General features: G+C 44.0%; 11 protein-coding genes. 7 read left to right on the plus strand and 4 right to left on the minus strand.

The window, feature by feature from the left end; translation table 11 throughout:
- Positions 1-100: 100 nt before the first annotated feature.
- The 3 genes from KUV50_RS09215 to KUV50_RS09225 form a co-directional block, all read right to left on the minus strand.
- On the minus strand, positions 101-3559 hold the full coding sequence (locus KUV50_RS09215; RefSeq protein ID WP_222579845.1) for a gliding motility-associated C-terminal domain-containing protein: 3459 nt from the start codon (positions 3557-3559) through the stop codon (positions 101-103).
- Between the two features lie 226 nt (positions 3560-3785).
- Entirely contained in the window at positions 3786-4247 is a 462-nt protein-coding gene (smpB, locus tag KUV50_RS09220; protein ID WP_222579846.1) for an SsrA-binding protein SmpB, read from the minus strand.
- Entirely contained in the window at positions 4247-6397 is a 2151-nt protein-coding gene (locus KUV50_RS09225; RefSeq protein ID WP_222579847.1) for a S9 family peptidase, read from the minus strand. The genes smpB and KUV50_RS09225 overlap by 1 nt, the downstream gene beginning before the upstream one ends.
- A 609-nt stretch (positions 6398-7006) precedes the next feature.
- On the opposite strand from KUV50_RS09225, the gene KUV50_RS09230 reads away from it, so the two are divergent.
- The 5 genes from KUV50_RS09230 (at position 7007) to ribA (ending at position 11655) form a co-directional block, all read left to right on the plus strand.
- Complete coding sequence (locus KUV50_RS09230) at positions 7007-7834, plus strand: prephenate dehydratase (protein ID WP_222579848.1); 828 nt, start codon at positions 7007-7009, stop codon at positions 7832-7834.
- On the plus strand, positions 7824-9005 hold the full coding sequence (locus KUV50_RS09235; protein WP_222579849.1) for a pyridoxal phosphate-dependent aminotransferase: 1182 nt from the start codon (positions 7824-7826) through the stop codon (positions 9003-9005). The genes KUV50_RS09230 and KUV50_RS09235 overlap by 11 nt, the downstream gene beginning before the upstream one ends.
- A complete protein-coding gene (locus tag KUV50_RS09240; RefSeq protein ID WP_222579850.1) occupies positions 9002-9844 on the plus strand; it encodes a prephenate dehydrogenase in 843 nt (280 codons plus the stop codon). The genes KUV50_RS09235 and KUV50_RS09240 overlap by 4 nt, the downstream gene beginning before the upstream one ends.
- A gap of 7 nt (positions 9845-9851) precedes the next feature.
- Positions 9852-10946: a chorismate mutase gene (locus tag KUV50_RS09245; RefSeq protein ID WP_222579851.1), complete on the plus strand. Its 1095-nt coding sequence runs from the start codon at positions 9852-9854 to the stop codon at positions 10944-10946.
- A 121-nt stretch (positions 10947-11067) separates the two neighbouring features.
- Positions 11068-11655, plus strand: a complete 588-nt coding sequence (gene ribA, locus KUV50_RS09250) for a GTP cyclohydrolase II (protein ID WP_222579852.1) — start codon at positions 11068-11070, stop codon at positions 11653-11655.
- 84 nt (positions 11656-11739) lie between these two features.
- Here the strand turns inward: ribA and KUV50_RS09255 are convergent, their stop codons facing one another.
- Positions 11740-12966 carry a M16 family metallopeptidase gene (locus KUV50_RS09255; protein WP_222579853.1) on the minus strand — a complete coding sequence of 409 codons (1227 nt, stop codon included), beginning with the start codon at positions 12964-12966 and terminating at the stop codon, positions 11740-11742.
- Between the two features lie 154 nt (positions 12967-13120).
- On the opposite strand from KUV50_RS09255, the gene KUV50_RS09260 reads away from it, so the two are divergent.
- Both KUV50_RS09260 and scpA read left to right on the plus strand, forming a co-directional pair.
- Positions 13121-13621 (plus strand): DinB family protein, encoded by a 501-nt coding sequence (locus KUV50_RS09260; RefSeq protein WP_222579854.1) that lies wholly within the window; start codon positions 13121-13123, stop codon positions 13619-13621.
- Positions 13622-13756: 135 nt separating this feature from the next.
- Positions 13757-15760, plus strand: a complete 2004-nt coding sequence (gene scpA / locus KUV50_RS09265) for a methylmalonyl-CoA mutase (RefSeq protein WP_222579855.1) — start codon at positions 13757-13759, stop codon at positions 15758-15760.
- Positions 15761-15773 lie beyond the last annotated feature (13 nt).

A 15773-nucleotide genomic window follows, 5' to 3' on the forward strand; every position in this document is an offset into this window, starting at 1 on the left:
CTGGATCGGATAATTGCCAAATCAGTATAATATATAGAACGGGTCGAAAATGATATCATTTTCGACCCGTTTTTTTTAGTTTCAGGAGTATAAAATGTGCTTACCGGATAAGCAGGATGTCTCCCGAATGAATATATTTCTTTGATTTGTGCGTCCAGATTATTTCAAACTTATAAACTCCGGTTCCTGAGGATACAGATCCATCCATGCCGTTCCAGATAATTTCTCCAGAGTACAATGTTTTTTGATCTGCATTGTATATTTGCCTTCCCCATCGATCATATATTGTTGCCCGTATAATTTTACTTTCATCAGGAAGTCGTGCAATCCAAAGATCGTTGGCCCCATCCTGGTTCGGTGTAAAGGCATTAGGGAATGTAATGTCTTCCGGTAGACACGCACTATTCAGAATGATTTCTGTACTGCATTGCTCGCTTTCTCTGGCGGATAGGGTGTAGGTGCCCGAAACAGCCTTTCTATGCACTGTCGGAAGAGTGTATGTATTTAAATCAGAGTTTATCGCTTTTCCTATTGTATGATCATTCAACTGTAAAAGGACCGGGTAAGTGTTCGAATAAACTCTCAGACTAAGATGTCTAGCTTTCAAAGTTCCACTCGAAGCCTGCAGGCAGATGGGGTGAGAAATATCTGAAATCTTTAGATTGCAAGGATGTTTACATTTCAAAGGAGCAGTGATTTTAAAAGTGTGTTGACAATTAGTATGACTATTATGGGTGATGAAAATCTCTTTTCCTATGTCACCTTTCATAAAAGGTCCAATAGGAATTTCACCACTTCCAGGCACAATATCAAACAGCTGATTCTGAAAATATATGCCTATGGTTGTATAAGGCTGGATGGGGTTAACTTGGATGAAATAGTAGATGTACTTCTCCCCAAGTGAGTCGATTACGCATGAATCTCTGAGGTTAAATTTAAGTTCACATTGGCTGGAACAGCCAGGTGGTGGATCGATCGAAATATCTGCCTGACAGGCTTGATCATTCGCATCTATTATCCGGATGGATTGCTGACCATTATGGATCGAGAAAGGTCCGATCTGAGTCGGAGTGTCATAGGTTCCGCTGAACGATCCATCCTGGAGGGTCCAGTTTCCGGAGTGATTTTGTCCGGACATAGATAACTCGAAGGTGAAGTTATCGTCGGTAGTATCAGATGGCGTGCCGTTGTCGTGGCACGTAACCTGAGTAAGTGCTGCCGATATCTCACATTGGTTGGAACAGGCAGGTGGTGGGTCGATCGTAATTTCGGTAGTACACGTTGGGTCATCATGGTCCCTGATTCGGATGGTTCGTGTTCCGTCGCTGATTCGGAAAGGTCCGATCTGAGTCGGAGTGTCATAGGTTCCGCTGAACGATCCATCCTGAAAGATCCACTGTCCGGAATGATTTTTACCGGTTACGACTAAATCGAAAGTGAAGGTATCGTCGGTGGAATCAGACGGGGTGGCGTTGTCGTGGCACGTGACCTGAGTAAGTGCTGCCGATATCTCACATTGGTTGGAACAGGCAGGTGGTGGGTCGATCGTAATTTCGGTAGTACACGTTGGGTCATCATGGTCCCTGATTCGGATGGTTCGTGTTCCATCGCTGATTCGGAATGGTCCGATCGGAGTCGGGGTATCGTAGGTTCCACTGAACGATCCATCCTGAAAGATCCACTGTCCGGAATGATTTTTACCGGTTACGACTAAATCGAAAGTGAAGGTATCGTCGGTGGAATCAGACGGGGTGGCGTTGTCGTTGCAAGATAAAGCAGTCGATCTACTTGATATCTTACAAACGCAGTCCCGTGCAGTGATAGCAGCTTCCACTATGATCATGCATTCTGTACCAACGTGATAGGACCAGGTATAGGTAGTTCCTGGGAAGAAATCTTTCATGGAAACGCTGCCGGTCACTCCATCGATGGGGATTTTAGGCGATATGGACCATTTACCGCCTGCACTTGAACTTCTGGAAAGCTGTGGTGTATAAGTGGATTTGCTGCAATCAATATCGGACAACAGTATTTCCGCAGTAGGGACAGGACTGATTTGGAACGGCACCGAATCAATGGAATGACAGGGCTTAGAAGGTTTGAATGTGGCAAAGTGGATTCCCGGCTTCAGGGATTTTGGATTAATTTCTTTAATCAATCTGTTCTGTATAAACCAGGACCCGGTCACTTGGTCTACCGTAAGTGGGAGTGGAAATTTGTTACTGCTGGTGCACATATCCGGAATTTTTGGAAGAGTATAAGCCGTGCTTTTCTGGATATTAATCGCTTGTTCGCCTACTTTAAATCCTGAGGTCGAAATGCAACCGTATTTATTTTCAACCGAAACGGTCCGGTAGGTATTATTTGCTGAGGAAGGAGGCGGTAATACAATTTTATTGATTCCGGTCTGGAGTGGTGTTATCGGGAATTCGGTGGTATTGTTCTTGATTATAAGGTTGCTATATGGAAAACCACCCTGTTGTGTATTTTGATCAAGATCGAGTTCCAATAGGACTTCCTGACCGTCACAGAAGTTACAGGTTTGATCACCACCACACAGTAGTGAAATAGATGCAGTGAGGGGAGACGGATACGTCGTAAGTGTTAATTCAACGGGTTTGCCAGAACGCCCACCGTATTCGTTCGCAACGAAGAGGGAGCGAGAGGCTGTCTGACTATTGACGGGTTGGGGGAATAAAGAAGCTGGTGGTCGGAATGTAGGGCCCCGATGGATCGGAGGATCATTTATATTGGTATACCAGGCTGTAAAATTATCTCCGTTCATTACTGAAAAGTTGTGAAAGATGTCTGCATCATTTTCACATTTCATCAGTTCGGTGCGGTTAAGAATTGGCGGTGGCGTATATTTGGGTGGTGCAAAGACGGGGTGGCAACTAGAGGCGTTGCCATATCGAATAGAATTTCCACTGCCGTAAATGTAATCACCGTTCTTATTGGACTGCCGATCCGGTTCATAAACGATATCATAGCTGCACCCACCCAGGTTCATCACGATATGGCGGGTGCATCCAGGTTTGGATCCGCAGGTGTTTGCAAACATCGACTTGATAAAACCAGGTGTATAATTACCAAAAAGGACAAAAATGGCTTTCTGGCTGCACAATCCGGAGAGCTTTCCACTGAAATCGGGGCTGCGCTGAACAAATGCGATGACGTTGGCATGTGCCGGGATGGTGCCATTATAGGGAGCGGCAAAAGGATCCAAAAATAGTGGTTTTCCACAACCACTTTGTTGGTTCATGGCTTGCAGAGCTGTGGGATTGGAGGTCCATCGATCAGAAACAAAGCTGCCGTTGGTTACATTCACCCGGATACTGAGTTGTTGCCCCGATACATTGAGATTGCTATTATTGGTATGAAAAATAAAATATTCATCCGGTTCATAACTGCTACAACTGTTGGTGACAATCCGATCCAGGGTTGGGGCATAATTCCCACAATTGGAGGCATTCCAGTGGCCTTGCCCGTTCAGGCTGGTGAAAGTAATTAAGATCATACTTCCAAATGCAACAACAATTCTTTGCCACGATCTTGCCATGGCTGGCCACTATTGAATTATAAAATCAATATGATGTTTTGATTTTTCAAAAAATGGGGTACCAATATACGAAATAAACTTCAATAGTTTGTTGTTATTTTGTATAAATATAAATATTAGAATTTTATACGTTGAAAGATGTATTGGGTGGAATTATAGTTGTTTGATGTGGTTCAGGTTGACGTCCTACGAACTAATAATTGGCTGATTAATATCTGAGTAATTATTAATAATCAATTTTCTTGGCCCGTGCCATCTCTCGTTTGCTTTCCCGTTCCTTAATGGATTGTCGTTTGTCACGCACTTTTTTACCTTGTGCTACAGCGATGTGAACCTTGATCCATCCACGTTCATTGATAAATACCCGATACGGAATAATGGTCAGCCCTTTCTCTTTGACGATTTTATGGATTTTTCGAAGTTCCCGCTTTTTGAGAAGTAGCTTCCGTTCACGAGTGGGACGCATTTCCAGTACCGTATTGTATTTGTAGTCTGCGATATGAAAATTTTTGATGTAGAGTTCACCTTTTTTAAAATAACAGAAAGCGTCTGCCAGGTTGGCTTTTCCCGCACGCACGGATTTGACTTCGGCGCCGTGGAGTATGATCCCCGCATTGAATTCTTCTATGAATTCATATTCAAATTTTGCTTTGCGATTCTTGATTTGGATGGTGTTGCTTTGAGCCATTATAGGTTTTCTTTAATAAAATTGGTCATAAGGCGAAATAAGTGAAGCTTGGATCCCGGTCCTGAAATCCCATGGTTGTCATTGGGATAATACATGGTGTCAAATTCTTTGCCCGCGTCGATTAAAGCGCGTGCCATCTCTGCGGCGTGTTGAAAATGAACATTATCATCGGATAAACCATGAACCAGTAAATAGGAACCTTTTAGTTTGTCAGCATAATACACCGGTGAGTAATCGTGATACCCCTGCTCGTTTTCAGCTTCGGTCCGCATATAACGTTCGGTATAAATGGTGTCATACCAGCGCCAATTGGTGACAGGCGCTACAGCAATAGCCATTTTAAAGACGTCGTTGCCATGAAGGATTAGGTTCGTAGACATGTATCCACCATAACTCCACCCGAATACGCCTACTCGGGACGGATCAATGTAAGGCAGATCTCCAAGGTATTTCGCCGCATCAATCTGGTCTGCTGTTTCCATTTTGCCCAGATTCATATAGATCTGTTTCTTGAACTCTTCACCGCGACCACCTGTCCCCCGATTATCGACGCAGGCAACAATATATCCTTTTTGAGCCAGCATTTGAAACCAGGTCAGGTATCGACCTTGCCAATCATCGACCACCTGCTGACTTCCCGGCCCCCCATAAAGAAACATGAAAACCGGGTATTTTTTGGTGGAATCAAAATCATTTGGTTTGATCATGTACCCATTGAGGGTAGTACCTTCCTGATTTTTAAATGTGAAAAATTCTTTGGGTTGGAAACCATATTCTGTGGTCCGGTCCGCTAATTCTGCATTGTCTTCGATGACCCGGATGAGTTTTCCATCATTGCGATACACTGAATACACCGGGGGCGAATCTGCCGTAGCATGGACCAGTACATAGTAGTCAAACGTGGTGCTAAATCGGGCACCGTTCCAACCTTCTAAATCAGCACTCGTTAATTTCTTGACCTGCCCCTTAAGGTCTATTGAAAAAACAGCTCGTTGGAGTGGTGAATGGTCGATGGCCTGATAATAAATTTGTTTTCTGGCCGGATCATAACCATAAACTTCAGTGACTATATCGTTTTTTGGTGTTATCCTTTTCTTGCGACCATCAAAATCAATGAGATAAACTTGATTTCTGCCCGCTTTTTCACTGGTCCACAAGAAGTGTTCCCGATCTTCGAGGAAGGTCAGATTGTCATCGATGTCAATATAGTATTTGTTGGATTCCTCCATGAGTACACGAGCGTCCCCGTTGTTGGCATTGGCGAGGATTAATTTAAGATTATTTTGGTGCCGGTTTAATACGAACACAACCAGTTGGTCTGCTTGTTTGGTCCATTTTATCCGTGGAATATAGAGGTCAGATTCTGAGGTTAGGATATCAACTTCCCGGGAACGGTCATCCTCCACATCATATAAGTGTACAGAAACCAGAGCGTTTTTCTCCCCTACTTTCGGATATTTGAAAGTCTCGTAGTCGGGGTAAAGTCCGTTTCTGTAGTTGGTCATGGTAAACTGGGGAACGGCTCTTTCATCAAACCGGATCCATGCAAGAAAACGGCCGTCGGGTGACCACTCAAAAGTTCTCGTAATGGCAAATTCTTCTTCATATACCCAGTCGGCGGCACCATGAATAATGGCATCTTCCTGACCGTCTTCTGTAATCTGAACTACTTCATCTGTAGCCAGGTCTTTATAATACAGGTTGTTTTTGTGCACAAATCCTATTTTCATTCCATCTGGCGAAAAATGAGCATTCATCTGTCTGTCCGCATCATAGAGCAGAGATATTTCATTTTTATTCCGGTCGTATAGATAGTAGGTGGCCAGAAAAGATCGGCGGTAAACCTGTTTGCGGTTGGTAGCCAATAAAATAAGCTGTTCATCCGGTGAAAAAGTATAACTGGCGAACTTGCCATCAAACCCGTTTTTTTCACGCAGGGTTTGTGGATCAAAAATGGTTTGTGTTTTTTCTCCCGTGGTGATATCAAAGGCCGCGATCGTGTTTCCTTCTCTCAAGGTATATTGACGACCATCATTCATAAAGTTAAACCCGGGTATGGATTTGGCCGCAAAAGTACCTTTTGACCAAATGTCTTCCAGGGTTATTTCTTTCTGGGCAACGGCTGTCGTCAATCCCATAGCTAATGTCATGATTGTTAATATTAATATTTTAAAATGCATAGCCTGTATTTATGATCCAATTTGTATAATGCATATAATCTGGTTTGGTTGACAAAAATAGGATAAAGTGTGGAGGAATCCAGCGAAGGGGGATGATTGAATCGGAAAATCGTGGCACGAATATCTGGTGAAAAGCTTTTTTTGAAACGGTCTGCGTTGTCTTTCAAGAGCTGGCTTCTGTCATGCCAACCTTTAATTATAGGATCCGTTGACGAACCGGATTAATTTTAGCGTGGACGGATTAAAAAAAATATTTCTATATATGGTATTCATGTAGAATAATATTCTATCAAGACGCGTAATTCTCCTGTTATTGGAAAATTATTCTAGGTTGTGTTGGTGATTTTCCCTTTCGCATTGATTGTCAAGCTAAAATATTTTTCTCTTTCCGGAAAATATTCCTTAGATTTGACCGGTACAATACATAGGCAATGAACTACAGTACACAAAACGCTTATTTCGTTTATTTCTTTTTTGGCGATCAAAAAGGGATCTGACGTTTATTGCACAATGTGAAAAACTAAATCAGGTCCCAAATTTGGGGCCTTTTTTTATTTAGGACAGGAACGAACAAACTTTATGAAAAGAATTTCGATACAAGGATTTCCCGGTGCTTTCCATCACATAGCAGCTGCGAATTATGAAGGCAGTCCCGTGGAGGTGGTGGGGCGACATACTTTTGATGAAGTCATCACTGATGTGATGAATGATGACACGATTGATTATGGGATGATGGCCATCGAGAATAGTATTGCCGGAACCTTGCTCCGCAACTACTCGCTCATCCAGAACTCCGGTGTGAAAATCGTGGGTGAAACGTATCTACGGATTAAGCAGAACCTGCTTGCATTACCCGGTACGCAGCTGAAAGATCTGAAAGAAGTTCATTCCCATCCGATCGCATTGGCTCAGTGTGAACAGTTTTTTTCACAGTATCCGGATGTACAGTTGGTATCAACTTATGATACGGCGGAATCTGCGTATGACATTTCTCAAAATGGAAACAATCAGATTGGTGCGATAGCCAGTTCATTGGCCGGAGAAATGTATCATCTGGAAATGCTGGCAGAAAGCATTGAGACAAATAAGCAAAACTACACCCGGTTTTTGGTATTGGATGACCACATGCCGGACCAGCAATTTGATAAGATATCGATTTCTTTTCGGGTATCCCATGCTATTGGCAGCCTCTATAAGGCTTTGGAGAATCTTTCTCTAAACAAGTGTAATCTGACAAAAATTCAAAGTGTACCCATACTTGGAGAGCCCTGGCAATATTTGTTTTTTGCTGATTTTGTATTGGCACAACCTGAACGTTTAGATGAAATCATCGATGAATTATCCCAACATGCGCGGGGGGTTCGGGTATTAGGAAAATATAAAGAAGGACAGCATTATGAAGGTTAGACCGTCAAATCGAATATCCGAGGTAAAGGAATATTATTTTTCCCGAAAATTAAAGGAGATTGCCCGATTGAAAGTATCAGGCAAGCCCATCATTAACCTGGGCATCGGAAGTCCCGATAAGCCCCCGGCCCCTTCTGTGCGGTCGGTTTTTAATCAGGAAGTTCAAAAAGAAGAAGGGCACGGCTATCAGAGTTATTACGGCATACCGGAGCTTCGCAGAGCCTTTAGTGATTGGTATCAGAAGCGGTATTCGGTTTCTGTGGATGCAGACACTGAAATATTACCTTTGATTGGATCCAAAGAGGGGATTATGCACATAAGTATGTCTTTCCTCAATCCTGGTGATGAAGCATTGGTTCCCGATCCGGGATACCCAACTTATCAATCAGCTACCGCATTGGCAGGTGGGGAAAACCGGCTTTACAAGTTGTCCGCAGACAATGGGTGGATGCCGGATCTAGAAAAATTGGCGCAAGAAGATTTATCACGGGTTCGGTTGATGTGGGTCAATTATCCTCACATGCCGACCGGGGCACAACCGACGACCTCGTTTTGGGAAGAACTGGTTGCTTTTGGTGACAAACACAATATTTTGATTTGCCATGACAATCCTTACAGCTTTATTCTCAATCCGGAACCCCGTAGTATATTTTCTGTGCCGGGTGCCCGGAGTTGTTGCCTTGAGTTGAATTCACTGAGTAAATCTCACAATATGGCCGGTTGGCGAATTGGCGCTTTGGTAGGTGGGGAGGAATTTTTATCCGAAGTCATCAAGTTCAAATCCAATATGGATTCAGGGATGTTTCGGGCGACTCAGTTAGCTGCCGCAGCAGCCTTGAAATTGGATGATGAATGGTATGAAGAGCTCAATAGCATGTACCGAAATAGAAAAGAAATTGCGTATCAGATACTGGAAGATCTCGGATGTGACTTTGAACGAAATCAGGCCGGGTTGTTTGCCTGGGGAAAAGTACCTTCGGATTATGAAGATGGGTATGCTTTGAGTGATGAGTTGCTTTATCAGTCGGATGTCTTCATTACACCAGGTGGTATATTTGGAACACAAGGCGATCCATATATCCGCATATCGATTTGCATCGAGAATGACCAGTTGGATGAAGCCCGGAATCGGGTCAAGGAGTTGATCAAAACCAAAAATGCAGTCGTATGAAGGTTGGGATTATTGGATTGGGATTAATCGGTGGTTCGATGGGATTGGCTCTGAGGGAGTGTAATTATGCCAGCCGGGTGTATGGGTATGATCAGCTAGAAGTGCACGTTGAAGTGGCTCTTCAGAAAGGAATCGTTGATGAGGGATGCGATAGTCTGGAAAAACTCGTTCAAGCATCTGATGTGGTTATTCTAGCGGTGCCGGTGCAATCAATTGTTCGCCTACTTCCACAGGTGTTGGACCTGGTTGATCAGGAGATGGTCATCGATGTGGGCAGTACGAAGCAAGATATGGTAGAAAGTGTGAAGGGACACCCGAAGCGTTCTCGGTACTTGCCCACGCATCCCATGGCCGGTACGGAATATAGTGGTCCGCAAGCGGCTTTGCAACGGTTATTTGAGGGAAAGGTGTGCGTATTCTGCGATGTGGAAGACAGCGATAAAGAGGTGGTGGATGAAATATTAACGATGTACGAGCGGATTGGAATGGATGTTGTAGAATACCATTCAGCAGAGCATGATGTACATACCGCCTATGTGTCGCATATATCACACATCAGTTCCATTGCTCTGGCGCTAACTGTTTTGGAAAAAGAAAAAAATGAAAACCGGATTTTTGAACTGGCTAGTGGTGGTTTTTCGAGTACGGTGCGGCTGGCGAAGAGTAACCCGGATACCTGGATTCCTATTTTCGAACAAAACCGAGACAATGTCCTGGATGTATTGGATGAACATATCAACGTAATCAGCCAGTTCAGGACGATGTTGATCAAAAAGGATTTTGAGCGTTTTCATGCACTCATGGAACGTGCTAATGATATTAAAAAAATACTTAAATAATTGAATGATGAAGTTTAAACCAGTTTTTGAAAATGTAACCCGACCCATACAGGTGTTGGGCCCATGTAGTGCGGAAACAGAGCAACAAGTAATGGAAACCGCCCGCCAATTGGCAGAGAATGATGTGAAGGTCGATTTGTTTCGTGCCGGAATTTGGAAACCCCGTACCCGTCCCAATTCGTTTGAGGGCATCGGAGCAGAAGGGCTGGAATGGCTCAAGAAAGTTCGTGACGAGTTTGGTTATAAAATTACCACCGAAGTAGCGAACAAAGATCACGCTTTTGAAGCGGTAAAAGCAAAAGTTGACGTCGTGTGGATCGGTGCGCGAACGACGGTGAATCCTTTTGCCGTGCAGGAGATTGCAGATGCTTTAAAAGGGACGGATATCCCTGTCCTGGTGAAGAATCCGATTAATCCGGATCTGAAACTGTGGATGGGCGGTATCGAGCGTTTGCTCAACGTCGGTCTGGATCGGGTAGGTGTGATTCATCGGGGATTCTCCAAGTTTGGTAAGAGTGTGTTCCGGAACAGCCCGCAGTGGCAGATCCCACTGGCCCTGAAACAAGAGTTTCCTGGAATTCAGATTTTGTGTGATGCTTCGCACATTGCCGGAAACCGGGAAAACCTGTATTCGGTTTCACAAGCAGCGCTCAATTTGAACTTTGATGGCGTCATGTTGGAAACCCACCCAACGCCGGACGATGCGTGGAGTGACGCAGCCCAGCAAGTGACTCCGGCTGATCTAAAGAAAAATGTACTGGACAAATTAATCGTTCGTAAAGAAACGGGTGATGATCCGGTTTTTCAACACAACCTGGAAGACCTTCGATCTCAGATTGATTTGATCGACAAGGAACTGTTTCAGTTGTTTGCAGATCGAATGAATTTGGCCGAGAAAATCGGAGAGTATAAAAAACAGAACAACATCACCATCTACCAGCAGGGACGATGGTCCGAGATCTTGGAAGGCATGATGGAGAAAGCTGGACCAATGGGGCTTTCCTCCCGGTTCGTCGATAAAGTGCTCAAAGCAATTCACGAAGAATCAATCAGCCGTCAGGAACAAATTATGCAAAGTGAGAATGAGAATGCTGTAAAGTAAGTACTGCTTACTATTTGGCGCTTCAGGAAATTAAGAACGAAAGAGAATAAACTATTCAGGCTTTAAGTTTTTATATGATTAGTTTATTCTCTTATTTTTTGGCACACGCATCCACGGTTCAATGAAGATATTATCACAGGCAAGCATCCCCACCGACTATGGAGATTTTAAAGTGATTGCATTTGGTGATCACGAAGATGAATACAGTCCCCACCTGGCATTGGTCAGTACAAAAACCAATATGGATAAACCGGTGTTGGTTCGCATACATTCGGAGTGTCTGACCGGAGATACATTTGGCTCTCACCGGTGTGAATGCGGAGAACAACTGAGTGCTTCCTTAGAACGCATCGGCGCAGAAGGTGGAATCCTCATTTATCTTCGGCAAGAAGGCCGGGGCATAGGTTTGGTGAATAAACTCAAGGCATACATGCTCCAGGATGAGGGATTGGATACCGTAGAAGCCAATGTACACCTGGGATTTGACCCGGATGAACGGCACTACGACGTCGCCGTGCAAATATTAGAAAAATTGGATGTTCGGGAAATCACACTTTTGACGAATAACCCTGAAAAGGTCGAAGCGATCCGGGAATCTTCTGTAAAACTGGTTCACCGGGAACCCTTAATCATTCCTATCCGGGAAAGTAATCAGGGTTATATGAAAACCAAAGAAGATTATTTCGGTCATTTGCTTGACCACCAATAGAAGACTGAGCGCAGGCCATGGTTGTATTCTTTTTGGTTTTTCGGTTTCGGCGGTAACTACTCCCCCCGCAATGGTCTTGTGGTATTACCCTTTGTTGGTAAACTGATCCACGGATTCGTAAATCAGAATATTGGCTTTTTTAAAATCGATGTACTTTTTCGTCGTGCTGATCATTTCATTCTGATCGATCGCATCATAAATACGGCCTTCGGAATTAATCAGTTCGATGTTACCCAGCATTTCAAAGTAAGCCAATGAAATGACCTTGTTGAGTATATTGACTTCACTTTGAATCAAATTGGTATGGATTTTATTCTTTATCTTTTTTACGATTCGGTCGGTCAGACCACGCGGGCCTTCTTCGATGGTTGTCTGAAGTTCAGATAACGCGACATCAATAGGTGTATCGTCATTTAGTTTTCCCTCAAAAAGCAACAACCCCGGATCCATAGAACCGACCACCCAGGCGTCGATACCTGAAAACAGATCTTTTTCCTTAACCAATTTTTTATACAAATAGGAAGAATTATTACTTGCATAAAAATCAGTCATCATATCCAGGGTGTAAAAATCACGGTGAATCCGTTCCGGGATATGGAACCCTATATAAATAGACGATGTGGGTACATTGCGCTGGACTTGTTTGTACCGGGAACTCATTTGCTCGGGTTCGCGGCCCGGATCTGGTAATTCATACGATTTCGGCGGGATCGGATCAAAGTACTGGTGGACCAATTTTTTGACATGGTCAATGTCGATGTGACCGCCAATCGATAAAATGGCATTGTTTGGACAGTAAAATTGATAAAATTCATGAATCATTTCATAGGTGGACTTATGAATATGATCTGGTGTTTTTCCAATCGTCGGCCATTTATAGTGATGATTTTTAAAAGCCATATCCGACATCAGATGCCACACGTCTCCATAGGGCTGATTTAGACATGTCTCATAAAATTCTTCAATAACTACATTTTTCTGAATGTCAAACTTCTCTCTGGTGATGGCGAGATCGTACATTCGGTCTGCTTCAATGGCCAGAAGCAACTCCAGATTGCTGGTGGGCGCGTAGGAGTAGTAATTGGTATAATCTGCATTGGTAAAGGCGTTGTTTTCTCCACCAGCTTCTTGCAATAACTGATCGATGTCCGGTACCGATTTGGTGCCGGTAAACATCATGTGCTCAAACAGGTGGGTGACACCGGTGTGATCTTCTTGTTCGTTTTTGGAACCCAGTTGATATAACAGGTTCACCGCTGCAAGCGTTGAATCCTCATCTCGGTGCAGAATGACCTTGAGACCATTCTTCAAAACAAATTTTTCATAATTGACCATAGGAAAACGAAGATAGAACAAGTCGTTGATTCTTACCGGACAATTGGTCTAAAAGTTGTATATTAATCATAAAGTTATAGTGTTTATTGCAATTTTGGTGCAATACACCGTGATAAAAATATTGGACATAATGAACGAAGACCGTGTACCCCATGAACTTATCTACCACCTCAAGATGGGGCAGGCATTTCGGCCTGTGGAAAAGATCGTGAATCTCGTTCCGTTCGAAAAGATCGGTTTTCGACCGGAACCATTCCCATACTCTTTTTATGAATTGTTTTGGCATATTCGGTTTACACAGCTGGATATTTTAAACTACTGTATTCATAGCTCTTATGAGCCTCCGGTCTGGCCGGGCGATTACTGGCCAGGTAAAACAGGTCCGAACCATGAGAAAGAGTGGGAAGCGCTTAAGAAATCCTATTTCACAGAGCGGGATCAATTGGCGGACTTAATACGTACATCAGAATATGGTTTGGACGACCGGGTAGCGGGTCAATCTGAGAATTCCGATGAGATCCACACCATATTTCGGGAAGTGCTTTTGGTCATAGAACATTCTGCTTATCATACGGGACAATTGGTGATGATGGGGCGCATGTTGGGCGTGTACCCGCGGAGGGACGCTTAACCGGGAAAAAACGCAAAGCTTCGTTTCGTTAATTCAGATATACCTTCGGAGGCATGATGTGAGTGATGCTTCTTTTGTGATAATAAATTGATTTTATTCGAATGGATACACAGGTATTTTTATCTTTAGTTTACTATGAGCAATGAAAACAGCAAATGGGAAATTGGACAGGCTGGTTTGCCACCTTTTACGCGAGGTCCATATGCCAGTATGTATGTGGGGCGACCTTGGACGATCAGACAATATGCCGGCTTTTCGACCGCAGAAGAAAGTAATGCTTTTTACAGAGCCAATTTAAAAGCCGGACAAAAAGGATTGTCCGTAGCATTTGATTTGCCCACACACCGGGGGTATGATTCGGATCACAATCTGGTCAGTGGAGATGTGGGTAAAGCGGGAGTAGCGATTGATTCTGTGGAAGATATGAAGGTGTTGTTTGACGCAATCCCTTTGGACAAGATGTCTGTATCCATGACGATGAATGGCGCGGTGATTCCGGTCATGGCATTCTATATTGTAGCCGCCGAAGAACAAGGCGTTTCGTTGGATAAGCTCACCGGAACCATTCAAAACGATATTCTCAAGGAGTTTCTGGTACGTAATACCTACATTTATCCTCCGGAACCTTCGATGCGGATCGTATCTGATATCATGGCATATACTGGAAAATATATGCCCCGTTTTAATTCCATCTCTGTTAGTGGATACCACATGCACGAAGCTGGTGCACCCGCGGCTTTGGAGGTGGGTTATACCATAGCGGATGGGGTGGAATATGTTCGGGCAGGTCTTCGGGCTGGGTTGGAAGTGGATGATTTTGTCCCGCGAATGTCGTTCTTCTGGGGAATAGGTACATCATTTTATGTGGAAATTGCTAAACTAAGAGCCGCTCGTAAACTATGGAGTGACCAAATGGCTGACTTCCAGCCGGCAAAATCCACCAGCCAACGTTTACGAGCCCATTCTCAAACGAGCGGTTGGAGTTTGACGGCACAGCAACCGATTAACAATCTGACCCGAACAACAATGGAAGCCATGGCCGCCTTGTTTGGAGGAACTCAATCTCTGCATACAAACTCATACGATGAGGCACTCGCACTTCCTTCTGATCATTCTGCAAAACTTGCCAGAGATACTCAGTTATATCTAAGAGATAGATCTGCAGTGACGCAAGCCATCGATCCATGGGCCGGCTCAGAATATATAGAAAATTTGACCAAAAAGATATACTGTGAAGCATTATCCTATGTGAAAGATATTGAGTCGATGGGTGGAATGACGGAAGCGATTAAGAGTGGGGTGCCTAAACAAAAAATTGAGGAAGCTGCTGCGAAAAGACAGGCCGATATCGAACTAGGTCATTTTGAAATGGTCGGGGTGAATGTGTTGACGCAATCCAACAAAACCAAGGCCCCGGAAGTCCGGTTGATTGATAACCAAAAAGTACTGGGTGATCAGCAGAGAAAGCTTGATACAGTCAAAAAACAACGAAATAAAAAACAGGTTAGCGATGCTTTGACCGCCTTAAGAAAGGGAGCCAAAAATGGGAATAATTTGCTGGAGTTGGCCGTCGAAGCAGCAAGAAGCCGGGCCACGCTGGGTGAAATATCATACACCCTGGAAGAGGTCTTTGGGCGGTACCAAGCCCGGTCTGGTTTAATTCAACACATATATGGTAGTCAAATGAGTAGTAATGACCAATATAAACTAGCGCAACAAAAGTGTGCTGCATTTGAAGAACAAGAAGGACGACGACCCCGGATTCTTATTGCTAAGTTGGGTCAGGATGGTCATGACCGGGGTGCGCGGATGATCGCCAGTAGTTTTGCCGATATTGGATTTGATGTAGATATTGGTCCGTTGTTTCTGACCCCGGAAGATGCTGCACGTCAGGCGATCGAGAACGATGTTCACTTTTTAGGTGTCTCATCGCTGGCCGGTGCACACGACACCCTGGTACCGGAGACGATCAAATCACTCAACCGTCTGGGGGGGGATGATATAAAAGTCGTCGTTGGCGGAGTCATCCCGGAACAGGATTATGAGTCGCTTTATCAGGCTGGTGTATACTATATTTTCGGACCGGGAACACCGGTCACGACATCTGCATTGCACTTATTGGAGGAGTATATAAAATAGAATATCGAAATTC

Source organism: Membranihabitans marinus, assembly GCF_019802045.1.
Classification (GTDB): Bacteria; Bacteroidota; Bacteroidia; order Chitinophagales; family Saprospiraceae; genus Membranihabitans; species Membranihabitans marinus_A.